The sequence below is a fragment of the Rhizobium sp. M1 genome (assembly GCF_002531805.1).
Taxonomy (GTDB): Bacteria; Pseudomonadota; Alphaproteobacteria; order Rhizobiales; family Rhizobiaceae; genus Rhizobium; species Rhizobium etli_C.
Map to the genome: position 1 here is coordinate 74,683 of NZ_NWSW01000018.1, position 25,025 is coordinate 99,707.

At 62.8% G+C, this 25,025-nt stretch carries 21 protein-coding genes; 9 read left to right on the forward strand and 12 right to left on the reverse strand.

All coding sequences use genetic code 11. The features are described 5' to 3' along the window. Positions 1–68: 68 nt before the first annotated feature. The 4 genes from CO655_RS18665 to CO655_RS18680 form a co-directional block, all read right to left on the reverse strand. On the reverse strand, positions 69–620 hold the full coding sequence (locus CO655_RS18665) for a hypothetical protein (RefSeq protein WP_010030055.1): 552 nt from the start codon (positions 618–620) through the stop codon (positions 69–71). Positions 621–830: 210 nt separating this feature from the next. After that, positions 831–1,910, reverse strand: coding sequence for a TIGR01620 family protein (locus CO655_RS18670; protein ID WP_097665856.1), 1,080 nt, complete (start codon positions 1,908–1,910; stop codon positions 831–833). After that, positions 1,907–3,382 (reverse strand): YcjX family protein, encoded by a 1,476-nt coding sequence (locus CO655_RS18675; protein ID WP_097665956.1) that lies wholly within the window; start codon positions 3,380–3,382, stop codon positions 1,907–1,909. Before CO655_RS18675 ends, CO655_RS18670 begins: the two co-directional genes overlap by 4 nt. Before the next feature lie 132 nt (positions 3,383–3,514). Beyond that, the gene (locus tag CO655_RS18680; RefSeq protein WP_097665858.1) at positions 3,515–4,009 is read right to left on the reverse strand and encodes a histidine phosphatase family protein; all 495 of its coding nucleotides are present in this window, start codon (positions 4,007–4,009) and stop codon (positions 3,515–3,517) included. A 276-nt stretch (positions 4,010–4,285) separates the two neighbouring features. Here CO655_RS18680 and dksA point away from each other — a divergent pair, with 276 nt between their 5' ends. Further along, entirely contained in the window at positions 4,286–4,705 is a 420-nt protein-coding gene (gene dksA, locus CO655_RS18685; RefSeq protein WP_008525884.1) for an RNA polymerase-binding protein DksA, read from the forward strand. 211 nt (positions 4,706–4,916) lie between these two features. On the opposite strand, the gene CO655_RS18690 is transcribed toward dksA, so the two are convergent. Together CO655_RS18690 and CO655_RS18695 are read right to left on the reverse strand one after the other, a co-directional pair. Beyond that, positions 4,917–5,552 (reverse strand): DUF1062 domain-containing protein, encoded by a 636-nt coding sequence (locus CO655_RS18690; RefSeq protein WP_097665860.1) that lies wholly within the window; start codon positions 5,550–5,552, stop codon positions 4,917–4,919. Positions 5,553–5,955: 403 nt separating this feature from the next. Beyond that, a complete protein-coding gene (locus CO655_RS18695; RefSeq protein WP_245423856.1) occupies positions 5,956–6,984 on the reverse strand; it encodes a flagellar biosynthetic protein FliO in 1,029 nt (342 codons plus the stop codon). A 282-nt stretch (positions 6,985–7,266) separates the two neighbouring features. On the opposite strand from CO655_RS18695, the gene CO655_RS18700 reads away from it, so the two are divergent. Continuing rightward, positions 7,267–9,870, forward strand: coding sequence for a PAS domain-containing sensor histidine kinase (locus CO655_RS18700; RefSeq protein WP_097665864.1), 2,604 nt, complete (start codon positions 7,267–7,269; stop codon positions 9,868–9,870). A 270-nt stretch (positions 9,871–10,140) separates the two neighbouring features. Here CO655_RS18700 and CO655_RS18705 read toward each other — a convergent pair whose 3' ends face one another. Further along, entirely contained in the window at positions 10,141–11,067 is a 927-nt protein-coding gene (locus tag CO655_RS18705) for a pseudouridine-5'-phosphate glycosidase (RefSeq protein WP_064685492.1), read from the reverse strand. Positions 11,068–11,155: 88 nt separating this feature from the next. Then, positions 11,156–12,100 carry a carbohydrate kinase family protein gene (locus CO655_RS18710; RefSeq protein WP_097665866.1) on the reverse strand — a complete coding sequence of 315 codons (945 nt, stop codon included), beginning with the start codon at positions 12,098–12,100 and terminating at the stop codon, positions 11,156–11,158. A 228-nt stretch (positions 12,101–12,328) separates the two neighbouring features. Between CO655_RS18710 and recA the strand changes: the two genes are divergently transcribed. Both recA and alaS read left to right on the forward strand, forming a co-directional pair. Further along, positions 12,329–13,417: a recombinase RecA gene (gene recA, locus CO655_RS18715; RefSeq protein WP_064685493.1), complete on the forward strand. Its 1,089-nt coding sequence runs from the start codon at positions 12,329–12,331 to the stop codon at positions 13,415–13,417. A gap of 154 nt (positions 13,418–13,571) precedes the next feature. Continuing rightward, the gene (gene alaS, locus CO655_RS18720; RefSeq protein ID WP_097665868.1) at positions 13,572–16,226 is read left to right on the forward strand and encodes an alanine--tRNA ligase; all 2,655 of its coding nucleotides are present in this window, start codon (positions 13,572–13,574) and stop codon (positions 16,224–16,226) included. A gap of 90 nt (positions 16,227–16,316) precedes the next feature. Here alaS and CO655_RS18725 read toward each other — a convergent pair whose 3' ends face one another. Next, positions 16,317–16,949, reverse strand: coding sequence for a LysE family translocator (locus CO655_RS18725; protein ID WP_097665870.1), 633 nt, complete (start codon positions 16,947–16,949; stop codon positions 16,317–16,319). Between the two features lie 126 nt (positions 16,950–17,075). On the opposite strand from CO655_RS18725, the gene CO655_RS18730 reads away from it, so the two are divergent. Then, entirely contained in the window at positions 17,076–17,927 is an 852-nt protein-coding gene (locus CO655_RS18730; protein ID WP_010034414.1) for an AraC family transcriptional regulator, read from the forward strand. A gap of 52 nt (positions 17,928–17,979) precedes the next feature. On the opposite strand, the gene CO655_RS18735 is transcribed toward CO655_RS18730, so the two are convergent. The 3 genes from CO655_RS18735 to CO655_RS18745 all read right to left on the reverse strand — a co-directional run bounded on the left by CO655_RS18735 (position 17,980) and on the right by CO655_RS18745 (position 20,418). Then, positions 17,980–18,606 (reverse strand): glutathione S-transferase family protein, encoded by a 627-nt coding sequence (locus CO655_RS18735; protein WP_097665872.1) that lies wholly within the window; start codon positions 18,604–18,606, stop codon positions 17,980–17,982. Positions 18,607–18,692: 86 nt separating this feature from the next. Then, positions 18,693–19,136 carry a GNAT family N-acetyltransferase gene (locus CO655_RS18740; RefSeq protein WP_097605160.1) on the reverse strand — a complete coding sequence of 148 codons (444 nt, stop codon included), beginning with the start codon at positions 19,134–19,136 and terminating at the stop codon, positions 18,693–18,695. Positions 19,137–19,206: 70 nt separating this feature from the next. Next, a complete protein-coding gene (locus CO655_RS18745; protein ID WP_097605159.1) occupies positions 19,207–20,418 on the reverse strand; it encodes an NADP-dependent isocitrate dehydrogenase in 1,212 nt (403 codons plus the stop codon). A gap of 301 nt (positions 20,419–20,719) precedes the next feature. On the opposite strand from CO655_RS18745, the gene CO655_RS18750 reads away from it, so the two are divergent. From CO655_RS18750 to murI, 4 genes are all read left to right on the forward strand, one after another. After that, positions 20,720–21,247 carry a hypothetical protein gene (locus tag CO655_RS18750; RefSeq protein WP_097605158.1) on the forward strand — a complete coding sequence of 176 codons (528 nt, stop codon included), beginning with the start codon at positions 20,720–20,722 and terminating at the stop codon, positions 21,245–21,247. 97 nt (positions 21,248–21,344) lie between these two features. Further along, complete coding sequence (locus tag CO655_RS18755) at positions 21,345–23,384, forward strand: FUSC family protein (RefSeq protein ID WP_170964948.1); 2,040 nt, start codon at positions 21,345–21,347, stop codon at positions 23,382–23,384. A gap of 4 nt (positions 23,385–23,388) precedes the next feature. Continuing rightward, a complete protein-coding gene (locus tag CO655_RS18760; RefSeq protein ID WP_097605156.1) occupies positions 23,389–24,219 on the forward strand; it encodes an RNA methyltransferase in 831 nt (276 codons plus the stop codon). Further along, entirely contained in the window at positions 24,200–25,000 is an 801-nt protein-coding gene (gene murI, locus CO655_RS18765; RefSeq protein ID WP_097605155.1) for a glutamate racemase, read from the forward strand. The genes CO655_RS18760 and murI overlap by 20 nt, the downstream gene beginning before the upstream one ends. The last annotated feature ends 25 nt before the right edge of the window (positions 25,001–25,025 follow it).

A 25,025-nucleotide genomic window follows, 5' to 3' on the forward strand; every position in this document is an offset into this window, starting at 1 on the left:
AGCATGGCTGCTGAAACGCGAAACGGCGGGAAACCCGCCGCTTCAGGAAAATCCGTCATGCGATCTGTCTACTGGATGGAGCCGACGGCCATTTCGTCGACCTGACGGGTCAATGTCAGGCCGATAACAGGGATCATCTGGCTTTCGACCTTGACCGAAACGGTGACGTTCATCGTCTTGTCGTCGCGTATGCGGGCGATCATTGCTCCGTTCAGCTTGGAGCGGTTGATGCCGACCACGACGGTATCCTCGGTGACGGCGCCGGAGACGACGTCAAGACCTTTGCCGGCGGCGCCGTCGAGAAACTTGCCTTTATAGCTGGAGCCCGACTGCGAGATGACGGCGGTCATCGGCTGCTTGAAGACGCCAACGCGGCAGGTGCCATCGAGTTTGATGCCGGTGGTGCTGTCGCCGGTCGGTTCACCGGTCAGGTTGCAGGTGAATTTCGTGCCCTTGTACTTGCCGGCGACGATCTCGCCGGGGCCTTTCCAGGAGCCGGCGACGGATTCGAAGAAGGCCTTGTCACGGGTTGCGGCGGTGGCTGCCGGAGCGACATCTGCGACCGGAGACAATGCCGCGGCGGCGAGGCCGCATACGAAGAGAAACTTGCGCGAATACATGGATTTTCCTTGGCAAACACCACTCACGAACTGGCGCCAAGTTTTGCCGAAAAATGGTTAATCCTTCCTTTCGACTGTGCCGAAATGCCAGGGATTACAGGCGTGCCAGGCTGTGCGAATTTTAATATCCTGCCACTAACGTGTTGAATCTGATGCTATTTTCATGACTTCACGCTGGGGGAGGCGAAAGCCGCGGAATTGCTTCGTCGATTAAGGATTGTTGCTGCGCGGTGACATGGAAGGCGTGAGATCGCCGATGAAATCACCGATTCCCGGCCGTTTCAGCGCGCGGAAAGCCAGCGGCCGGCAGAGATCCATCGCCGCGATTCCGATGCGGGCGGTCATCAGGCCGTTGATGACGCCCTCGCCGAGTCGGGCCGAGAGCTTCGAGGCCAGCCCATGGCCGAGCACCTGCTGGACGAGGCTGTCACCGACGGCGATCGAGCCGGTGACGGCAAGATGCGCCAGCACGTCGCGCAGCAGGCGGAACATGCCGAGCGTGCCGGGGCGGCCGCCGTAGAGTTCCGCCATGGCGCGGATAAGGCGGACGGCCTCGTAAAGCACATACAACAGATCGACGACGGCGCGCGGGCTGACGGCGGTGACGATCGACACACGCTTGGAGGCATTGACGATGAGGGCGCGGGCCTTGCGGTCGAGCGGGGCGAGCAGCTCTCGTTCGGCCAAGGCGATCAGATGCGGGGGATCGATGACCTCGCCCTCGGTCGCCTTCAGCGTCGCGCGTCCCTTCGATGTCTCGGGGTTGGCGGCAAGCAGCGTGGTGAGGCGCGCAACGACGGCGCGCGCCTTCGCCGGCCGGGTTTCGAGGATCGCGGCTTCCGCTTCGGCCTTGATCGTCTGGACGGCGGCAAGGCGCATCATGCCTGCGGTCTCGCGGATGACGAGGGCAAGCACGGCGAGGATGCCGATCGCCAGCGCCCCAAGGGCTGCGTAACCCAACCAGTCGGCGCGGGTGAAGAGATCGCGGATCAGCCGGTCGGTCCAGAGGCCGATGCCGAGCGACAGCAGGATGCCGAAGGCGCCGGCGGCGATCTTGCCGAAGGAGGTCCGCCGCTTGCGCGGCGTGGCCACTGGTGCTGCGCCGAGATCCCTGTCGGGATTGATGAAGGGATCCTCCTCATCGGGCGTCAAGACGATCTCTTCCGAGAAGCTTTCCGGCTTGCGCCGGCCTTGCTGCTGCCGGCCGTTGTCGCGCGGCTCGGATGGCTCATCGTCGTAAGCGAAGGCGGCGGGTGGGCGACGCGGCACATCGGACGGGGGCTTACTCATGCGAGACGGTCTCCGAACAGGAACTGCATGGCGCGGTCGAGGCGGATATGCGGCACCGACAGCTTGATGCCGCCGCCGGTTTCCTCGAGATGCGGCGGGCGGAACCTGACGACATTGACTTCGGGCAGGGTCCCACCGGCCTCGCCCGAGACGATACGGTCAAACAGGCCTTCCGGATCCTCCGGCAGATCGCCGGGGAAGATCGCGGTCTTTCTCTGGCCGTCGAAGCGCTCGCCGGCAATGGTTTCGCCCGCCATCGGCGTGCCGACGATGACGGGCAGGTCATGGCCGTCACGTTTGACCGACGCCTCCCGGGTAGCGCGCACGGAGGCGAGCGCCATGACATCGATGCCGGCGCCGGCCATGCCGATGCGGGCGATGGCGCGATCGACGAGGCGGCGGGTCAATGCGTCGAGCCGGTCGTGGCTCTCGTGATGGAGATGGTCAGCCTTGGTGGCGGCGACCAGCACACGGTCGATACGGCGGCCGAGCAGCGAGGAGAGCAGCGAATTGGTGCCCGGGCGGAAGCAGGCAAGCACATCGGTCAGCGCGCGTTCCAGATCCTGGACGGCTTCGGGGCCGCGATTCATCGCCTGCAGCGCGTCGACCAGCACGATCTGGCGGTCGAGCCGGGCGAAATGCTCGCGGAAGAAGGGTTTGACGACCACCGACTTATAGGCTTCGTACCGTCGCTCCATCATCGCCCAGAGCGAGCCGCGATCGGGACGACCGTCGGGCGGCAAGGCGAGCGGGGCGAAGGTCAGCGCCGGCGAGCCGTCGAGATCGCCGGGCAGAAGCAGGCGCCCGGGCGGCAAGGTGGAGAGCGAGCGTTCGTCGGTCTTGCAGGCCTTGAGGTAATCGGCAAAGGCGGCGGCAAGCTCGCGAGCGATCATCTCGTCGGCGCCGGCATTGATATCGGCGGCACGTGTCAGCGCCAGCCATCCCTGCGACAGTGCGGAGCGGACGCCGGTTTGCGCAAGCGCCATCGTCTCCTCGCTGAACGTCCGATAATCCTTGCCGAGCAGCGGCAGGTCGAGCAGCCATTCACCGGGATAATCGACAATATCGATCGACAGCCGGCCGGGCGAGAACAGCCGGTTCCAGCCGCTGGCGCTCTGATAGTCGAGCGTGATGCGCAACTCGGAAATGGCGCGGGTCGAGTCCGGCCAGATGCGATCCTTCACCAGGGCCCGGATATGATCTTCGTACTGGAAGCGAGGCACGGCATCATCTGGCTGCGGCTCGAGCCGCACGGCGGAAACGCGGCCGGATTGCACCGGCTCGAACAGCGGCAGTCGGCCGCCATGCAGGAGATTGTGAACAAGCGAGGAGATGAAAACCGTCTTGCCGGATCGCGAGAGGCCGGTGACGCCGAGCCGCACGGTCGGATTGACGAGGCCGTTCGCCCGGTCGGCGAGATTGTCGAAGGCGATGCGGGCGTCGTCGGCAAGGGATGTCAGGCGTGGCGGCAAGGCGCGATTCCGATTGATGACTGCCGGCAATATAGGAAGGCGGCGTTGTGCGAAAAAGAAGTGGCGCGAACGCATTTCCGTTTTCCGCGGAAAGTGAAAATTTCTGCCGCTCTTCGAATTGCTCGGACGATGTCAGACGACAACGAAATCGGTCAGGCGCCAGGCGGTGACGGAAGCATCGAAATCGATGACGGCAAGGCCTGCCGTCGGAAAGCCGCGGGGAAGGGCGGCGACCATCGCCTTGTGGCCGATCAATGTCTCCAGCACCTGCTCTATGGTCGGATTGTGGCCGACCAGCATGACGGCGGCAGCCTCCTGCGCATCGACGATTTCGAGATAGGTGCCGACGGTGGCGTCGTAGAGCGCATCGACATAGCGCACGTCGAGTCCGACTCCGACCGCCCGGTGGACGGCGTCGGCGGTGTCGCGGCAGCGAAGCGCCGTCGAACTGATCAGAAGATCCGGACGGTAGCCCTTGTCGGCTGCCTTGTCGGCGATGATCTCGGCATCGCCGTAGCCCTTTTTGCTGAGCGGCCGGTCGAAATCGCGCTGTCCGGGGTCGGCCGCAGCGGCCTTGGCATGACGCAGGAGATAGATGCGGTTGGGCGGAGGCAGCGGTACGGTCATGGGCAAATCCAGGATCGGGCGGGTCTTTTCAGTAGCGGCTGCGGTCGGCCGCCGTCAATCGCCAGCCATGCCGCAGCTGCCTAAAACGTGGCTGACAACACGGCGTTTTGAAGGCGAAGCCAAAAACGGCAGCCGGAATAACCATGACAAAATAGACCGTTAGCTTAAAATTGTAACAGATTTAAAAATCTGTTTACCTGTCGTATTTGGCTTGAATCGCGGCTAGCGCTTGGGATATACACCCGCCCAGATGAGATGTTCTTCAGGAGAATCGCGTTGAGTGAGAAGATCGATCTTAGCAATTACGTTCCCTCGGAAGAGGAAGAGTTCATGAACGTAAACCAGCGTGCCTACTTCAGGGCGAAGCTGGTAGCCTGGAAAAACGATATCCTTAGAGAAGCGCGCGAAACACTCGACCACTTGGCCGAGGAAAGCGCAAACCATCCCGATCTCGCCGACAGGGCGTCGTCGGAAACCGACAGGGCGATCGAACTTCGCGCCCGCGACCGGCAGAGAAAGCTGATCTCCAAGATCGACGCGGCCCTGCAGCGCATCGAAGACGGCACCTACGGCTATTGCGAGGAAACCGGCGAACCGATCGGTCTCAAGCGCCTCGACGCCCGCCCGATCGCGACGCTGTCGATCGAGGCGCAGGAGCGCCACGAACGCCGTGAAAAGGTCTACCGCGACGAATGACGTTTTCGATATAGGCAGAGACACATTGGGCGCCGCGATCTGATCGCGGCGCCTTTTTGTCGGGGCGGCCTACTCGCGGCTTGTCGATCGGTCTTGGTGCGCCGCCCATCGATGCGCCTCGCATCAAATTTGATTCAAGCGACGCGCATCAGCCTTTGTTTTATGCATCTCGTTGTCCCGGAATCGCTGCACACTTCCGGGCGGCATGCATTTAGAGCGGGCCACCTGCCGCCAGAGGTTTCCACAGTCGCTCCCGCTCCGCCTCCATGACGAGATCGATCGTGACGAGCGTGCCACTCCTGATCCGCCGTCGCATGATGTCTGCCCCGCCGGGGTCCGTTTGACATAGGCCCTGATCGTGCAGCGCCTGCAGGCGCGAGCGCGACATCTTCAACTCCCCCGCCAGCAGCCGATCCAGCCGTATGTTTGTCGCGAACTGGGCTGTCAGTTCGATTTCCAGGCGTGTCCAGCCTGCGCTCTCGTGCCGTATCTCCTTGGCGATGTCGAATTCGGCGAACTCGTCAACGCGCTGTGCTTTGCGCCGCAGCCCATCGAGATTGAAGGTTTCCGCGCGAACCCAATCGGGGTCGTTGGACTGCAGCGCGTCGAGCGTCAACCGATCGATATCGCGGATAGTCCGGCGCTCGAAGATCGGCCGGTTCCATGTCCTTTCGCAGATCAGGCATTTGTAGATCAGCCAGGCGTCGAGCTTGCGACCGTTGGCATTCAACCGGATCTTGCCGCTGGATCGGAAAGCTCTGAGGCCTCCGCATCCGCCACATGCAATCCACGGCTGGGGCGCTGTCTTGGGGGTGATGGTCCATCGGACCCGAAGCGTCTTGCACATATCGTCTTGGTCTTCCGTTTGGAAGTCCACCAAGATGGTGCAGGAGAAACCCTTGCGGGCGCGGTGTGGCGATGTTGTGGGCGGCTGAAGAGCTGGGCAGCGGAGCTGCACATGGCACATTGTAACAATGCCAAACCGGTCTCTCGCCACCACCCGATGAACATGGTCGCATGCCGCCAGCGTCTCGCTTTGCGGCAGTACGGGTGAAACTGGGGTGAGACCGGTATTTACTTAGGCAAAGTGTGACCTCGATGCGCCAAAGCTCTTCGCGTCGATTGATAACAAATGATCGACGCGGTGGGGAGGCCCGAAGAGCTCCAGGACTGAGAAGCCGCGGCGTTGCGGCATTTCTGCAACTTCATGATGAGGTCACGAATGCGCGCAACCGCGCCTGCGCCGGCAGTCACTTGTCGCGATTGACGCTCATTTCGCCGAAAATGCGGGCAACTTCCTTCTGCAGCTCCGTGTCGGCGCCGGTGATCGGGGCAAGCTCGGGATCGCGGCGCGGCAGGTTGGCGGGCTGCGGTGCGGCCGGGCGCGGGGTCTGGTTTGCCGGGGCCGGCACGATACGCTCGGCCGTCAGATTGTTCGCCATTTCCTGTTCCAGCACCCGCTGGAAATCACGGCGAATCGCCGCTGCCGATTGCGCTGCCGCTTCGTCCGCGGGCGTTGCGGGTGCGGTGCGCGGCGCCGGCATGTCGGGGGCGGAGACCTCGGGATCGATGCGCTGCTGCGGCAGCACCCGCTGGCGGGCGGCGTCAAGGATTTCGGCGGCACTCGCCGTATCGTGATAGGGCGCGGGCTGCGCGACCGGCGGGGCTACCGGTTGTTCCGGCGGGCGCGGCTGGGGCGGAGCGGGGCGCGGAGAATGGTCGCGTTCGGCCGACAGCGGAGCCGTCGCGGGCTCCGCCGGAAGCGGGCTGGTGGCCACCGGCGGCGGCACGGCCGGCTGGGCCGGCGGTTCGGGGCGCGGGCGCGGCTCCGGCGCGGCTGAGTCCGCGAAGGCCGGTTCGGCGGGCGGCTCGGCACGGGCTGCAAGCGGCGGACGGCTTACGGAAACGGGCGGTGTTTCGGGGCGCGGGACTGTTGCCGGCCGCTCCGCCGCCGGCTCTGGCCGTTTGACGCTTTCGGGCTGTTCGGCCGCCTCGGCCAGGATGCGGCTTTCGATGACGATGTCGGTCGGACCGCCGATCATGATCAGATGTTCGACGTCGTCACGGCGCACCAGCACTAGCCGGCGGCGGGTATCGACGGCTGCCGCATCCAGCACCTGCAGGCGGGGCTGACGGTTGCGGCCGCCGCGCACGAAGGGCGAGGGGGCGCGGCTTCGAATCAGCCAGAGCGCCAGAATGAGCAGAAGAAGCGCCAGGCCGACGCCACCGGCCGCAAGCAGGAAACGGCTGCCGTAAGCTCCGACAAGATCATCGAACATAGTCACTCACTCCATTTCGCATTCGGCACATATTGACGACTTTTCCGTTCCTTAAACAAGGGCCGAAGGTCCTGTCCAGTGACGCACGGAGGCGATTTCGTATTGTGCCGGATGACGGCTGCCGGCTTGCGCGAGGCAGATGGCGCTCTAGCCTGTGAATTCAAGCAGTCTTGCCGGTGACCGGTGTTTTTGCCGGCGTGGCAAATTGCTAAGAAGGAAAGAGTGCCTGATTCCTGCTTCGTGTTCGTGCTATGAAATGGGAAGGGCTTATGCGAGGAATACATGACGAAACCGCGTCAGGCCGACGACTATAACGCACCGCTTGTGGATCGTGGGGGGCGTTCTGGCACGGTTTTGCGCATCCTTCTGTTGGCGCTCGTGCTGATCGCGGCAGCCGGCGCCTTCGTCGTCTTCAAAAGATCACTCGACAACGAGATGGTGCTCGGCGGCCTCGGCGTGCTTGCCATGGTCGGCATCTTCTTCCTGGTGTCCTCGGTTATCGGCTTCATCGAGGTGATGCCGCAGCACCAGTCCGACAGCCTGGCGCGCGCCTTTCTCAACAGCCATCCGGACGGCACGCTGATCACCGACGACAAGGGACGGATCATCTATGCCAACGCTGCCTACGGCGCGCTGACCGGCGCGCGCAAAGCGACCGAGGTGCAGACGCTCGAAACGCTGCTGTCGCGCCATCGCGAGTCCAACGAGGCGCTCTACCGGCTGGTCAATGGTCTGCGCGAGGGCAAGGAGGGCCGTGAGGAGTTCCGTCTGCTGCGCGCCGTCGGCCCCGGCTCCAACAGCTCGGGCGCGCATTGGTACCGGCTGAAGGCGCGGCTGCTGCATCAGGAGGATAATGGCGGCAAGCCGCTGCAGATCTGGCAGATCACCGACATCACCGCCGAACGCGACGATCAGGAGCGATTCTTCAAGGAGCTGCAGAACGCGATCGACTATCTCGATCACGCACCCGCCGGCTTCTTCTCCGCCGGCCGGAAGGGCGAAATCTTCTACCTGAATGCCACGCTTGCCGAGTGGCTGGGCCTCGACCTGACCAAGTTCCTGCCGGGCTCGATGTCGATCGGCGACCTGGTGGCGGGCGAGGGGCTGGCGCTGATCCAGTCGGTGCAGGCCGAACCAGGCCTGAAGAAGACCGTGACGCTCGATCTCGATTTGCGCAAGACCAACGGCCAGAGCCTGCCGGTGCAGATCATCCACAGCGTCACCTCGATGCGCGACGGGGCGCCCGGCGAAAGCCGGACGATCGTGCTGGCGCGCGAAAAGAGCAGCGAGAGCGGCCAATCCGCTTCGGCCGCCGCCATGCGCTTCACGCGCTTCTTCAACAACACGCCGATGGCGATCGCCTCGGTCGATGGCGAAGGGCGCATTCTGCGCACCAATGCGCCGTTCCTGAAGCTGTTTTCCGGCGTCGTGTCGCGCGACGATCTCGAGAAATCACCCTCTCTCGAAACCATCGTGCAGGAGAGCGACCGGCCGCAGCTGGCCGCGGCGCTGGCGGCGGCGAAGGACCGGCAGGGCGACATCGCGCCGCTCGACACCCGCACGCCGACCGACGAGGCGCGCTATTTCCGCTTCTATGTCAATGCTGTCATCGACCAGAGCGACGAGGCGCCGGAGGAAGCGGCGATCGTCTATGCCGTCGAGGTGACCGAGCAGAAGGCGCTGGAAGCGCAGATGGCGCAGACGCAGAAGATGAACGCTGTCGGAACGCTCGCCGGCGGCATCGCGCATGACTTCAACAATGTGCTGACGGCGATCCTGCTGTCGTCCGACCATCTGCTGCTGCAGGCGCGGCCCTCCGATGCGAGTTTCGCCGACCTGATGGAGATCAAGCGCAACGCCAACCGCGCCGCGGTGCTGGTGCGCCAGCTGCTTGCCTTCTCGCGCAAGCAAACGATGCGGCCCTCGGTGCTGAACCTGACGGATGTCGTCGGCGACCTGCGCATGCTGGTCGACCGGCTGCTCTCCGGCACCAACGTCAAGCTCGACGTGCAATATGGCCGGGATCTCTGGCCCGTCAAAACCGACCTGTCGCAGTTCGAGCAGGTGCTGATCAATCTCTGCGTCAATGCGCGCGATGCGATGCCGGAAGGCGGCACGCTGACGCTGCGCACCCGCAATCTGACGGCTGCCGAGGTCTCCGCCTTCAACTATTCCTACATGCCCGCCGAGGACATGGTGCTGGTCGAGGTCACCGATACCGGCACCGGCATTGCGCCTGAGATCATGGACAAGATCTTCGAACCCTTCTTCACCACCAAGGATGTCGGCAAAGGCACCGGGCTTGGTCTTGCCATGGTCTATGGCATCGTCAAGCAATCGGGCGGCTACATCCAGCCGGAATCCGAAGTCGGCAAAGGCACGACCTTCCGCGTCTTCCTGCCGCGCCATATCCCCGAGCCGGCGGTTGCCGCCGAAGCCGGCGCGATCGACAGCGCCATTGCCGCAGTCGGCACGCCTCCCGAGGCGCCTGCTGCGCAGCAGCCCGAGGACCTGACAGGCTCTGCCGTCGTCCTGCTCGTCGAAGACGAGGAGGCGGTGCGCCGGGGCGGCAAGCGGATGCTGGAAACGCGCGGCTACACCGTGCATGAGGCGGGCTCGGGCGTCGAGGCGCTGAGCATCATGGAAGAGCTTGAGGGCAAGGTCGACATCGTCGTTTCCGACGTCGTCATGCCTGAAATGGACGGCCCGACGCTGCTGCGTGAGCTGCGCAAGAACTATCCAGACCTGAAATTCATCTTCGTCTCCGGCTATGCCGAGGACGCCTTTGCCCGCAACCTGCCGCCGGATGCGAAATTCGGGTTCCTGCCGAAGCCGTTTTCGCTGAAGCAGCTGGCTGTGGTGGTCAAGGAGACGCTGGATAGTTAGCGGTTACGGCTTCGTGGTTTCCGGATAGGGCGTTCGACGTGGCACCCCCCTCTGTCCTGCCGGACATCTCCCCCCCATAAGGGGGGAGATTGACGCTCGGCTTGACCTTCGCACGTCGCTAACGTTGTGCAGTTTGCAATGTTCATTATTCGTGCGGCCGGCGCTCCCGCCCAATCTCCCCACCGGTGGGGGAGATGCCCGGCAGGGCAGAGGGGGTGATCCACGGCAATCCGGCAAAGACTGGGCGGAAACAACCTGCCCCATCCCCCCTTACTCCCCGAGCGCCACGGCAATCTCTGCCGCCAGCCGCGCATTGTTTTCAACAAGCGCAATATTCGTCTTCAGACTCTGGCCGTCCGTCAGGTCGAAGATGGTCGAGAGCAGATAGGGCGTCACCGCCTTGCCGGTCACTTCGTCGCGTTCAGCGCTGTCGAGCGCGCGCTCGATATAGATCTCCATCTCTTCGCGCGGGATCTCGTCGGCCTCGGGCACCGGATTGGCGATCAGCATGCCGCCATTGATGCCGAGCTGTTCGCGCACCGTCTGGAAGTTGGCGATTGCCGCCGGGCTGTTCAGTGACAGCGGGCTGCGAAGCCCCGAGGAGCGCGACCAGAAGGCGGGGAATTCTTCGCTCTCATAGGTGACGACGGGCACGCCGCGGGTTTCCAGCACTTCCAGCGTTTTCGGAATGTCGAGAATTGCCTTGGCGCCGGCGCAGACGACGATGACGCCGGTGCGGGCCAGTTCCTCGAGATCGGCCGAAATATCGAAGCTTTCCTCGGCGCCACGGTGCACGCCGCCGATGCCGCCTGTGGCAAAGACGCGGATGCCAGCGCGCGCCGCCGCGATCATCGTCGCCGCGACGGTGGTGGCGCCGGTGCGGCGCTCGGCGATCGCAAAGGCGAGATCGGCGCGCGACACCTTCATCACGTCGGTCGCCTTGGCGAGCTGCTCCAGTTCGCCGGCTTCAAGGCCGATATGCAGCGTGCCGTGAATGACGGCGATCGTTGCCGGCACGGCACCCTGTTCGCGAATGATGGCCTCGACGCTGCGGGCCATCTCGATATTGCCGGGATAGGGCATGCCGTGGGTGATGATGGTCGATTCCAGCGCCACCAGCGGCGCGCCGCGCTGCTTGGCGCTGGCGACCTCCTTCGAATAGGCGATCGGCAGAAGAGGGGAGATGGGCTGGGTCATGATCTTGTCCTGTCGTCGATGGAGCATGATGCCCAATGTGTCGGCGGTTTTGCGACGACATCATGCTCGACTATTTCATTTGGCCGCTTCAATGCAGAATTCTGATCTGGGGAACAAGGGCAAGCGCCTTATTCAGCAGATCCGGCGTCAGATTTTCGTTGACGGCATGCGGCGACTGCACAGTCAGCGCTGCGGCCGCGGTGCCGTGGCGGATAGCTTCCTCGAGCGGCAGGCCTCGCATCAAGGCGGCGAGCGTGCCGGCGGCAAGGGAATCGCCGGCGCCGGTGACATCGGCGAGGGTCTCGGCGATCGGCGGCTGCAACGTCACGGCGCGGCCGTCGCAAAACGCGACCAGCTCGCGCTGGCCGCGGGTGACGACGGCGCGTCGGATGCCGATCTCGTTCAGAAGCGGCGGCCAGCCGTCGGCGTCTTCCGGCCGTTCACCGACAAGGGCTGCGGCTTCGGCTTCGTTCAGGAACAGGTAGTCGATATCCGCGATGCAGGATTTCAGCCTGACGACCTTGGCCGGCGAAATGGCGATCGCCGCGACGGGTTTGGCCAGCGACCGTGCCTTGGCGACGATTGCAACGATCGTTTCTTCCGGCAGATTGGCATCGAAAAGGATGAGATCATGCGCGGCGAAGGCTTCGCGCACCCAGCGAATGGAAAGACGCCGCGGCACGAAGAAGCGGTAGAGATCCATGTCGGCAAGGGCAATCACCAGGTTGCCGTCCCTCTCTATGATCGCGGTGTAGCTCGGTGTCTTGCGGTCGAGGAAAACGAAGGGCCGGTCGTCGATGCCGGCGAAATCGGCGGCTTCGCCGACCATCTCGCCGATGGGATCGCCGCCGCGCGGCGAAATCATCGTCACCTGAAAACCGAGCCTTGCAAGGTTGCGCGCCGCATTGAAGCCGCCGCCGCCCGGCTCCTCGAACCAGGTGCCGGGATTGCTGGCGCCCGGTGCCGTTTCCCCGGAAATGCGGCCGCGCCGGTCGATATGGGCGCCGCCGAGAACAAGAATCTTTTTCTTCATTTCAATCGCCTTCCGATGCCCGACTAGCGAATCGAGACGGTGCCTCCTGTCGCGGCAACGCCGGCGCATCCGGCCTAAGCCGTTGCTTTGCATCGATAAAACAAATATAGAACACAGGCTGTTTTACCTTTTTCTTTCAATCATTTGATCGCCTATTGCGAGAGTGGAACAAATGGGGTACAAACTCGACATTGCTTGGGCGGCTTCAATAACCTAAAGGTGGATCAGATGTCTCAGAATTCATTGCGGCTGGTAGAGGACAAATCGGTGGACAAAAGCAAGGCGCTTGAAGCGGCACTCTCACAGATAGAGCGGTCGTTCGGCAAGGGCTCGATCATGAAACTCGGTTCCAACGAGAACGTCATCGAAATCGAGACGATTTCGACGGGTTCGCTTGGGCTCGATATCGCGCTTGGCGTCGGCGGCCTGCCGAAGGGCCGCATCATCGAAATCTACGGGCCGGAAAGCTCGGGCAAGACGACGCTTGCGCTGCAGACCATCGCGGAATCGCAAAAGAAGGGCGGCATCTGCGCCTTTGTCGACGCCGAACATGCGCTCGATCCCGTCTATGCCCGCAAGCTTGGCGTCGATCTCCAAAACCTTCTGATCTCGCAGCCCGATACCGGCGAGCAGGCGCTTGAGATCACCGATACGCTGGTGCGCTCCGGGGCCGTCGACGTTCTGGTCGTCGACTCGGTCGCCGCACTGACGCCGCGCGCCGAAATCGAAGGCGAAATGGGCGACAGCCTTCCCGGCCTGCAGGCACGCCTGATGAGCCAGGCGCTGCGCAAGCTCACTGCCTCGATCTCCAAGTCGAATACCATGGTGATCTTCATCAATCAGATCCGCATGAAGATCGGCGTCATGTTCGGTTCGCCGGAAACGACGACGGGCGGCAATGCGCTGAAATTCTATGCCTCCGTGCGCCTTGACATCCGCCGCATCGGCTCGGTCAAGGAGCGCGAAGAGGTGGTCGGCAACCAGACCCGCGTCAAGGTCGTCAAGAACAAGATGGCGCCTCCCTTCAAGCAGGTCGAATTCGACATCATGTATGGCGAAGGCGTATCGAAGACCGGCGAACTCGTCGATCTCGGCGTCAAAGCCGGGATCGTGGAAAAGTCGGGCGCCTGGTTCTCCTATAACAGCCAGCGTCTCGGCCAGGGCCGCGAAAACGCCAAGACCTTCTTGCGCGACAATCCGGATCTCGCCCGCGAGATCGAACTGGCGCTGCGCCAGAATGCCGGTCTCATCGCCGACCGCTTCCTGCAGAACGGCGGACCGGATGCGGATGACGGCGATGCCGCCGCGGACATGTAAGTCTCGCGCCTGACTCTTATCGGATATCTCCGCCGGCCGCATTCCTGATGAGAATGCGGCCGGTTTTGTTTGTCGGCTGGACAGTGGCGGAGGCGAACGTTAAAAGCCGATGGATTTGTATTTATCTGCCTCCGGCAGCATTGAAGGGCATAAAATGAGCGGCGTGAACGATATCCGGTCGACCTTTCTCGACTATTTCAAGAAGAACGGCCACGAGATCGTTTCGTCGAGCCCGCTGGTGCCGCGCAACGACCCGACGCTGATGTTCACCAATGCCGGCATGGTGCAGTTCAAGAACGTTTTCACCGGCCTGGAAAAGCGTCCTTATACGACGGCCACGACGTCGCAGAAATGCGTGCGCGCCGGCGGCAAGCATAACGACCTCGACAATGTCGGCTATACCGCGCGCCACCTGACCTTCTTCGAAATGCTCGGCAACTTCTCATTTGGGGACTATTTCAAGGAGAATGCGATCGAGCTTGCCTGGAAGCTCGTGACCGAAGGTTTCGGCCTGCCGAAGCATCGCCTGCTGGTAACCGTCTATTCCGAAGATGAGGAGGCCGCGGCGCTGTGGAAGAAGATCGCCGGTTTTTCCGACGACAAGATCATCCGCATCCCGACCTCCGACAATTTCTGGCAGATGGGCGATACCGGCCCCTGCGGCCCATGCTCTGAAATCTTCATCGACCAAGGCGAGAACGTCTGGGGCGGCCCTCCAGGCTCGGCCGAGGAAGATGGCGACCGGTTCCTGGAGTTCTGGAACCTCGTCTTCATGCAGTTCGAGCAGACCGAGCCCGGCGTTCGCAACCCGCTGCCGCGTCCGTCGATCGATACTGGCATGGGCCTGGAGCGCATGGCCTGTATTCTCCAGGGCGTTCAGAGCGTGTTCGACACCGATCTCTTCCGGACACTGATCGGCGCCATCGAAGACACGATGGGCGTCAAGGCGGAAGGTAGCGCCAGCCATCGGGTCATCGCCGACCACCTGCGCTCCTCGGCCTTCCTGATCGCCGACGGCGTGCTGCCGTCGAATGAGGGCCGCGGTTATGTGCTGCGCCGCATCATGCGCCGCGCCATGCGCCATGCGCAGCTGCTCGGCGCCAAGGAGCCGCTGATGTACAAGCTGCTGCCAACGCTGGTGCAGCAGATGGGCCGCGCCTATCCGGAACTGGTACGCGCCGAGGCGCTGATCTCGGAGACGCTGAAGCTTGAGGAAAACCGCTTCCGCAAGACGCTGGAACGCGGCCTGTCGCTTCTGTCGGATGCGACGACGGATCTTTCCAAAGGCGATATGCTGGACGGTGAGACCGCCTTCAAGCTTTACGACACCTACGGTTTCCCCCTCGATCTGACGCAGGATGCACTGCGTGCCCGTGAGATCGGCGTCGACATCTCCGGCTTCACCGATGCGATGCAGCGCCAGAAGGCCGAAGCCCGCTCGCACTGGGCCGGTTCCGGCGAAAAGGCGACCGAAACTGTGTGGTTCGAGCTTAGGGAAAAGCATGGCGCGACCGAATTCCTGGGCTACGACACCGAAACGGCTGAGGGCGTCGTGCAAGCGATTGTCAAGGACGGCGCGGTTTCGACCGAGGCCAAGGCCGGCGACAAGGTGCAGATCGTCGTCAGCCAGACGCCATTCTACGGCGAATCCGGCGGCCAGATGGGCGATACCGGCGTGATCTCGTCCGACCACGGCAAGATCGAGATATCGGACACGCAGAAGAGGGGCGAAGGCCTGTTCGTGCATCTGGGTACGGTCATCGAAGGTGTGGTCAAGGATGGCGATGCTGTCGCGTTGACGGTCGATCATGCCCGCCGTTCGCGCCTGCGCGCCAATCACTCGGCGACGCACCTGCTGCATGAGGCGCTACGCGAAGTGCTCGGCACCCATGTCGCCCAGAAGGGCTCGCTGGTCGCGCCCGAGCGCCTGCGTTTCGACGTCTCGCATCCGAAGCCGATGTCGGCCGAAGAGCTGAAGATCGTCGAGGATATGGCAAACGAAATCGTGCTGCAGAATTCGCCGGTCACCACGCGGTTGATGAGCGTCGACGATGCGATCGCCGAAGGCGCGATGGCGCTGTTCGGCGAGAAATACGGCGATGAGGTGCGGGTCGTCTCGATGGGCACAGGCCTTCATGGCGCAAAGAGCAACAAGCCTTACTCGGTCGAGCTTTGTGGCGGCACGCATGTGTCGGCGACCGGTCAGATCGGCCTCGTGCGCATCCTCGGCGAAAGCGCCGTCGGCGCCGGCGTTCGCCGCCTCGAAGCGGTGACCGGTGAATCCGCGCGCGAATATCTCGCCGAACAGGACGAGCGCGTGAAGACGCTCGCTGCCTCGCTGAAAGTTCAGCCTTCGGAAGTTCTGTCGCGCGTCGAGGCGCTGATGGACGAGCGCCGCAAGCTCGAAAAGGAACTGGCCGATGCCAAGCGCAAACTCGCCATGGGCGGCGGGCAGGGCGGGTCTGCCGATGCGGTGCGCGAGGTCGCCGGAGTGAAATTCCTCGGCAAGGCCGTGGCCGGCGTCGATCCAAAGGACCTCAAGGGTCTTGCTGATGACGGCAAGGCCAGCATCGGCTCCGGCATCGTGACGCTGATCGGCGTGTCCGATGACGGCAAGGCGAGCGCCGTCGTCGCGGTGACGCCGGATCTTGTCGAGCGCTACAGCGCCGTCGATCTCGTCCGCATTGCGTCGGCAGCCCTTGGCGGCAAGGGCGGCGGGGGCCGTCCCGACATGGCGCAGGCCGGCGGCCCTGATGGCGCCAAGGCTGATGAGGCGCTTGAGGCCGTCGCGGCGGCACTCGCAGGCTGATCGTCCAGTCCGAGAACTGTTTGAAATGGGAACCGGCTGCGAGATTTTGGATTTCGCAGCCGGTTTGTTTTCAAAGCGCGGCTGCGGCGGTCAGTTTCTCGTCTGCAGCGCCAGACGGCAGGCAAGCCCGGTAAAGACCGTTGCGAGTATATATTGCGGCAGTTTCGGGAAACGGCACGCGGAGCTAAGCCGTGAACGGATCTGGCTTCCGAGAAGGATGACGGTTCCATTCACCACGAAGCCGATGACGTTCAGGATGGTGGCTAGCACCAGCATTTGCGCGACCATTGAGCCGCTCTCCGTATTCACGAATTGTGGGAAGAGCGCCATGACGAAGAGCGCCATCTTCGGATTGAGCAGGTTGGTGGCGAGGCCGGCAAAGAAGATGCGCCGACCCGAAAGCCGCTTCAACGTGGAAGCGGGCGCGAAGGCGGTACCTTCCGAGCGAATCGTCTTGTAGGCGAGATAGAGCAGATAGCAGCAGCCGATCCAGCGCACGGCCTCATAGGCGATAGGTATAGTCAGGAAGAGCTGCGAGAGCCCGAAAGCGGCAGCAAGGGCGTGGCAGTAAGTGCCGAGCGCAATACCCGCATAGGTCAAAAATCCGGCAGCGCGTCCCTGGCTAATGCTGCGCGAAGCAATCAGCAGCATGTCGGGACCGGGCGTGACAGTCAGGATCAGCGCGGCGGCGGCAAAGAGTATCAATGTTGAAAAGTCCGGCATCAGTCTTCCTCTTGGGTTCGAGCCGGAATTCCGGTCTATGCGGGATTCGTCGCCAGTTCAAGTCAGCAGGATTTGTCAAATCGGGATATGGTTCTCTGCAGCCGATCGATTTGCATGAGGTTTGACATGAATGGCGAAACGGCATGGGCACTTTATGAAAGCCGTCTGAGACGGGTTTCTGCCTATATTCACGACCACCTCGACGAGGAGCTGGATATGGAGCGCCTGGCCGAGATCGCCTGCCTGTCGAGCTATCACTGGCACAGGATCTACCGGGCGATTTATGGCGAGACGCTGGCGGCCACCGTCAAGCGGCTGAGGCTGCATCGCGCGGCGGGCGAGATCGTCGGCACGGAGCTTGCCGTCAGCGAGATTGCGAAACGATCAGGCTATCCCAATCTTCAATCCTTCAATCGCATTTTCAAGTCGGTCTACGGCATGCCGCCGGCCCGCTATCGGAAAGAGGGAAGCCACACAGCCTTTAAACCCTCACCTAACGGAAAGACCCGACCCATGTTCGACGTTACCATACGTGAGATCGCACCGACCGAGCTGATCGGTGTCGCTCATACCGGCTCTTATATGCAGATCGGCAAAGCCTTCGAGACTTTGTTCGGTACGCTTTACGCCCGCGGCCTCGCCAGGCCCGACATGCGGATGATCGGTGTCTATCTCGACGATCCCGATATCGTGCCGGCCGAACAGCTGCGCTCGATCGCCTGTGTGACCGGCTCCGCCAACGTTCCGGCCGAAGCGCCGTTCGAGCGGCGCAGGGTCGACGGCGGCACCTATGCGGTGCTGCGTCACAAGGGTCCCTATGCCGACATGCACAAGGCCTATCAGTGGCTTTATGCGGAATGGCTGCCCAAATCAGGACGGCAGTTGAAGGACAGCGTCATGTTCGAGGAATATCTCAACAACCCACGCGACGTGCCGCCAACCGAGCTTCTGACAGAAATCCACATGCCGCTTGCCTGACCTCATGCGAGGACGCGGCGGAGTTGCCGCGTCCTCGATCGTGCCTGAACGCTCAGGCCGCCTGCATCGTCTTGCCGGCCTCGTCGTCCAGTGCATTCGCGCTCTTATAGGCTTCGCGCTCGCTGATGCGGCCGAAATAGTCGACGAAGGCCTGGCGTTTCTCGATGGAGCCGAAGCCGAGGCCCCAGCCGATATGCGCGCCGACATAGACGTCGGCGGCGGTGAAGCGCTCGCCGGTGACGTAAGTCGAGCCGGAAACGGCCATTTCAAGCGTGTTCATGACGTCGCCGAAACTGCCGCAGCCTGCCATGCGCAGGCGCTCCGCCGGAATTTCGAAACCGAGCGCCTTCATCGTCACCGCCGATTCCAGCGGACCGGCGGCAAAGAACATCCAGCGGTAATAGGCGGCGCGCTCTTCCGGCTTGGGGGCCAGCCCCTTTTCCGGGAAGGTCTCGGCGAGGTAGGCGCAGATTGCCGCGCATTCGGTGACCACGGTGTTGCCGTGGCGGATCGCCGGCACCTTGCCCATCGGGTTGAGCGAAAGATATTCCGGCGCCTTCATGGTTTCGCCGAAGGTCAGGAGTTCGGTGCGATAGGGCTGACCGATCTCCTCCAGCATCCAGCGCGCAATGCGCCCGCGTGACATTGGGTTCGTATAGAATACCAGTTCTTCGGCCATGACATCCTCCTCCTGTTGCCGTTCTGTCAGGCATTGCCGTCGCCCGGAATCAATAGCGCGGCGAGGTCTTTGTGCAAGTCCGATCGTCAGAGAGCTTTGCGATACTGGATGAAGCCTGAGCGTTCGGCGATCCGGTCGTACAGCCGCCGCGCCGTGGCATTCGTTTCGTGCGTCATCCAGTAGAGCCTGCCCGCACCGTTTGCGCGCGCGAGATCGGCGACCGCATCGATCAGTGCGGCACCGGTGCCGAGGCCGCGCTGGCTGGTTTCGACATAGAGATCCTGCAGATAGCAGGTCCGTTGCGGCAGCCAGCAGGAGCGGTGAAAAATCGCATGCACGATGCCGACGAGGCGGCCGTCTTCAAAGGCGCCGAGCGCGTGCATCGGTTCGTCAGAATCGTGGAAGCGGTTCCAGGTGAGATCCGTGGTTTCGGCAGGGATGACCACCTCGTAGAAGCGCTGATACGCCTTCCATAGGGGCTCCCAAGCGGTACGGTCAGTGGGTTCGAGCGGGCGCACGGTCGCCGTCATTTGCGGTTCTCCCAAAATGAAAACGGCGGGGAAATCCCCGCCGTTTCAATGCTATCCCGAAAGGGCTGGCTTACGCCATCGCGTTCTGCAAGTTCTGGTCGATCTTGTCGAGGAAGGCGGTGGTCGAGAGCCACGGCTGGTCGGGGCCGATCAGCAGCGCCAGGTCCTTGGTCATGAAGCCGGATTCGACGGTGTCGACGCAGACCTTTTCCAGCGTCGAGGCGAACTTGGCGAGTTCGGCATTGTCGTCGAGCTTGGCGCGGTGAGCGAGGCCGCGGGTCCAGGCGAAGATCGAGGCGATCGAGTTCGTCGAGGTTTCCTGACCCTTCTGGTGCTGGCGGTAGTGGCGGGTGACGGTGCCGTGGGCGGCTTCGGCTTCGACCGTCTTACCATCAGGCGTCAGCAGAACCGAGGTCATCAGGCCGAGCGAGCCGAAGCCCTGGGCGACGGTGTCGGACTGGACGTCGCCGTCATAGTTCTTGCAGGCCCAGACGTAGCCGCCCGACCACTTGAGCGCCGAGGCGACCATGTCGTCGATCAGACGGTGTTCGTAGGTGATGCCGGCTTCCTTGAACTGATCCTTGAATTCGGTCTCGTAGACTTCCTCGAAGATGTCCTTGAAGCGGCCGTCATAGGCCTTGAGGATGGTGTTCTTGGTGGACAGATAAACCGGCCACTTGCGCATCAGGCCGTACATCATCGAGGCGCGGGCGAATTCGCGGATCGATTCGTCGAGGTTGTACATGGCCATGGCAACGCCGGCGCCCGGTGCGTTGAAGACTTCCTTCTCGATCACGGTGCCGTCTTCGCCGACGAACTTGATGGTCAGCTTGCCCTTACCGGGGAATTTGAAGTCGGTGGCGCGGTACTGGTCGCCGAAGGCATGGCGGCCGACGACGATCGGCTGGGTCCAGCCGGGAACCAGGCGCGGCACGTTGCGGCAAATGATCGGCTCGCGGAAGATGACGCCGCCGAGGATGTTGCGGATCGTGCCGTTCGGGCTCTTCCACATTTCCTTGAGGTTGAATTCCTTCACGCGGGCTTCATCCGGCGTGATCGTCGCGCACTTGATGCCGACGCCGTACTTCTTGATGGCATTGGCGGCGTCGACGGTGACCTGGTCGTTGGTGGCGTCGCGGTTTTCGACCGAGAGGTCGTAATAGTCGATGTCGAGGTCGAGATACGGATGGATCAGCTTATCCTTGATGAGCTGCCAGATGATGCGCGTCATTTCATCGCCGTCGAGATCGGCGACGGGATTGGCGACCTTGATCTTGTTCATGTATCTGCCTCGTTCGAGCTTGAAGGGGGACAAGCGTCCCGGGTGGGTGACGTGATGAGGAGCGCTATAGCATTGTGAACCGGGAACGCAAAGCTGCAACGGCCTTCGCAATGCGTTTTTGCCGCCATTGCTAAGTGCTGAAATCTGGCTAGAACAGGATGATTTTAGGCCGGATCGGCCTAAAATCTGAATCCTGTTCTAAATTAAAGAGTTAGAGCATGATGTTGTCCGAAAACCGCTCACACTTTTCGGCATCATGCTCTGTGTCCGCCTTGATTTGCCCGCCCCGGAACATTCGACCATGAAGACAATCGCCGTTGTTATCGCAAGCCTTATCGCCTTTTCGGACGCTGCCCATGCGGCCGATGCCACTGCTCCCGTGCAGGAGATCATGGACGCGACCAAGAGAAACTGGGCCGACAACAACAGCGACTGGACCGACATTTTCGATGCGAGCCGGCTCGATCGTCTCTACAGCAAGGACTTCGTCGCCAGATACCAGGCGGCCGCGCAATTTCCCGCCGTCGACGACGACGGCATATCGCCCTTCGATTACGACGTCATCGTCAACGGCCAGGATGCATGTCCGCTGGAGGATCTGACGATGGCGGCGGCGCCTCCGGTCAACGGGACGACCGAGGTCACGGTGCGCTTCAGGAAATCCGCCTGTTCGGACGCGCCCGATGCCAAGGACTATACGACCGTTCGCTTCGAGGTGGTCGAGGAGGCAGGCCGGCCGGTGATCGACGATATCGTCACCGAGAATATCGAAACGCAGGGCCATAATTCCCTGAAGGCGACGATGGCGCTGATTGCCAAGGGCCAGTAGGCGCGCGACATTCGAGAGCGTCGAGACTCGATCTCTGGCGGTTTGCTTTCGCCAGGCATGGCATTATCTGTCGATCCTTCCGCGGCACGAGGGGTTCCTGCATTTGTTTTCCGGCTTTCAGGCTCGCGACTGGCTGCTTGCCAATGATCCGGCGCTTTCGCGCCTGCGCATGGCGCTGCGGGTGACGCTGACGATCGCTTTCTCCTTTTTGGTCCTTCTTGCCGTCCACATGGCAATCCTGCCACTGCCGACCGCGGCCTTCGGCCTCGGCATCGTGCTGTCGATCGAGGGCGGCGTTGCAGTGCGCGACAAGGGCAGTTCCCGCCAGCTGGTGACGCGGCTTTTCGGTTGTGTCGCCAGCCTTGCTGTCGTCGGCATTGCAGCGGGGCTCGAAGATCACCGCTTGCTCTCCGATCTCGTCTTCCTGGTGGTGATCGCGCTCGCATCGGCCGGACGGGTGTTCGGGCCGCGCGGTTTTGCCATCGGCATGTTCGCCTTCACCTCTTATTTCATGGGCGCCTATTTCCGGCCGCAGCTCGCCGAACTGCCTGAAGTGGCGATCGGCCCCGTCGTCGCGGTGCTTGTCGGCCATCTGGTGAGGGCAGTGCTGCTGCCCGACGATTGGCGGCGCGACCTGCTGCGCTCGCTCGAAAGCGTCAGGGGCCGGATCAACCAGATCCTCTTCAAGCTCGCCGCCATCGCCGGCGGCGCCGAGATCGGTGAAGCCGACCGGCAGGAGCTGCGCCAGCTGGAAGACCGGCTGAAGGAAGTGGTGCTGATGGCGGAGACCTTTATCCCGCGCCCGCCGACCGGCGTCTTTGACGCCGCCGCCGACGCCGCCGCCGAACTGGCGATCCGGCTCTTCGACGCTCATCTCGCGGCCGAAAGTGCGATCGTGCTGAGCTTCCAGAGCCCGCCGCCTTTCGCGCTCGTCCACGCAGTGATCGAAGCCGACAAGGCCGCGCTCGCCTCCTATGAAGGGATGGTGGAGGCCGCCAGGGACGCGCGGCAGGGCGAGACGGTGCGGGCGCTGCTCTGGCTCGGCGAGGCGCGGCAGCAACTGACGCAGGCGATCGACATGGGGCGGGCCTCCGGCTTTTCCGGCATCGATACGGTCAGGGACACGGCGCAATCCCAGCCGATCGACTTTTCATTCGCCAATCCTCTGCTGCGCGCGGCGCTGCAGATCACGATCGCGTCGGCGATCGCCATGAGCTTCGGGCTGCTCTTGTCGCGCGATCGCTGGTTCTGGGCGGTGCTGGCTTCCTTCCTCGTCTTCACCAACACCAATTCGCGCGGCGACACTGCGATGAGGGCGCTGTCGCGCTCGCTCGGGACCGTGTTCGGGATCGCTACCGGCCTTGTGCTGGCAACGCTGATTTCAGGCGAGCCTGATATCGCCGTTCCGGTTGCCGCCGTCTGTATCTTCCTCGCTTTCTATTTTCTGCAGGTTTCCTATGCGACCATGACCTTCTTCATCTCGATCGTGCTCTGCCTGGTTTACGGCATGACGGGCGTGCTGACGCTCGACCTGCTGAAGCTGCGCATCGGCGAGACGATGATCGGGGCGGCGGCCGGAACGGCGGTCGCCTTCATCGTCTTTCCCACGCGCACGCGCGGCGCGCTCGATTCCGCGCTTGCCCGCTGGTTCCAGGTGCTGCGCGATCTGCTTGGCGCCCTCGGCGAGGGCAAGAGCGGTTTCGAGCTGATGGCGCTGTCGCAGAAGATCGATGCCTGCTACCGTGATGTAACCGTGGCGGCGCGGCCGCTCGGCTCTTCCTGGTCGGTGGTGACGCGGCCCGGCCAAATCCGACAGACGCTGGCGATCTTCCTGTCCTGTACCTACTGGGCGCGTATCCTGGCGAAAAGCTATGAAGCGCCGGCCGCCGACGACAATCTGAACAGGCTGATCGCGGCGGACCTGGCGCTGATCGACGATGCCGCCCCGCGCGGCTCGAGCTGTTTCCTGATCAAGCGCAAGGCATCGCGGACGACAGGACGACACCTGCCGGTGTCGCGCGAGGGCGCCAGGCTGGGGCTCGAAATGATCGGTTCGGCGCTGGAAAGGCTCTATCCGCAGGTCGACGTCTTGCCGTTTGCGGCGGGCGAGGCTATTGCGCGCTCGAAACAAGGATAAGACCATGGCAGGCACGAACAGCGAGCGTCAACTTCTGGCCGAAGGGCCGGCCATCATTCTGGTCGAGCCGCAGATGGGCGAAAATATTGGCATGGTGGCCCGCGCCATGGCGAATTTCGGGCTTGCAGAACTGCGCCTCGTCAATCCGCGCGACGGCTGGCCGAACGAGAAAGCGCAGGCGACGGCCTCCAAGGCCGATCATGTGATCGCGGCGACGAAGGTGTACGACACGCTGGAGCAGGCGATTGCCGATCTCAATTTCGTCTATGCGACGACGGCGCGCAGCCGTGACAATTACAAGCCGGTGCGCTCGCCGGTCCTTGCTGCCGAGACGCTGCGCACGAAATTCAGGGCAGGTGAGGCGACCGGTATTCTCTTCGGCCGCGAGCGCTGGGGTCTGACCAATGAGGAAGTGGCGCTTGCCGACGAGATCGTCACCTTTCCGGTCAATCCCGCCTTCGCCTCGCTCAACATCGCCCAGGCCGTGCTGCTCATGTCCTATGAGTGGATGAAATCGGGCATGGAGGATCTGGAAGCCGTGCCGTTCCAGGCGCTTGAGCAGCGCCCGTCCACCAAGGAGCAGCTCTTCGGCCTGTTCGATCAGCTGGAAGAGGCGCTCGATTCGCGCAACTATTTTCATCCGCCCTCGAAAAAGCCGAAAATGGTCGACAACCTGCGCGCTGTTCTCTCCCGCCGGGCATTCACGGAACAGGAAATCAGCGTGCTGCGCGGCGTCATTTCCTCTCTCGACCGCTTTTCGCGCAACAGTCCGCGCAAAGGCGGCTCCACCAGATCCGGCAAGAAAGCGCCCACCGATGCCAGCGCCGACGAATGAGCTGAAACCCGTCCTCGTCTTCGATTCAGGGATCGGCGGACTGACCGTGCTGCGCGAGGCGCGTGTGCTGATGCCCGAGCGCGGTTTCATCTATGTCGCCGACGATGCCGGTTTTCCCTATGGCGGCTGGGAGGAACAGGCGCTGAAGGAGCGGATCATCGGGCTCTTCGGTAAGCTGCTGATGGAGTATGACCCCGAAGTCTGCATCATTGCCTGCAACACCGCCTTCACCCTGGTCGGCGCGGACTTGCGGGCCGCCTTTCCGCAGATGACCTTCGTCGGCACGGTGCCGGCGATCAAACCGGCGGCTGAGCGGACGCGCTCCGGCCTCGTCTCGGTGCTCGCAACGCCGGGAACGGTGAAGCGGGCCTATACGCGCGATCTCATCCAGTCCTTCGCGCAGCAATGCCATGTCCGTCTCGTCGGCTCGCAGAACCTGGCGCGCATGGCGGAAGCCTATATTCGCGGCGACGCCGTCTCCGACGATGCGGTGCTTGCCGAAATCGACCAGTGTTTCGTCGAGAAGGATGGTCAGAAGACCGATATCGTCGTGCTTGCCTGCACGCATTATCCTTTCATGGCCAATCTTTTCCGGCGGATTGCCCCGTGGCCGGTCGACTGGCTTGATCCGGCCGAAGCGATCGCGCGCCGGGCCCGCACGCTGGTTCCGCTGGTAGCCGATGCCGTGCATCCCGATAATTTCGACTTCGCCGTGTTTACGTCAGGCCAGCAGGATTTCGCCACGCGGCGGCTGATGCAGGGATTCGGCCTGAGTGCATGAGGGGAATTGTCCTGTGGGTTGGCGA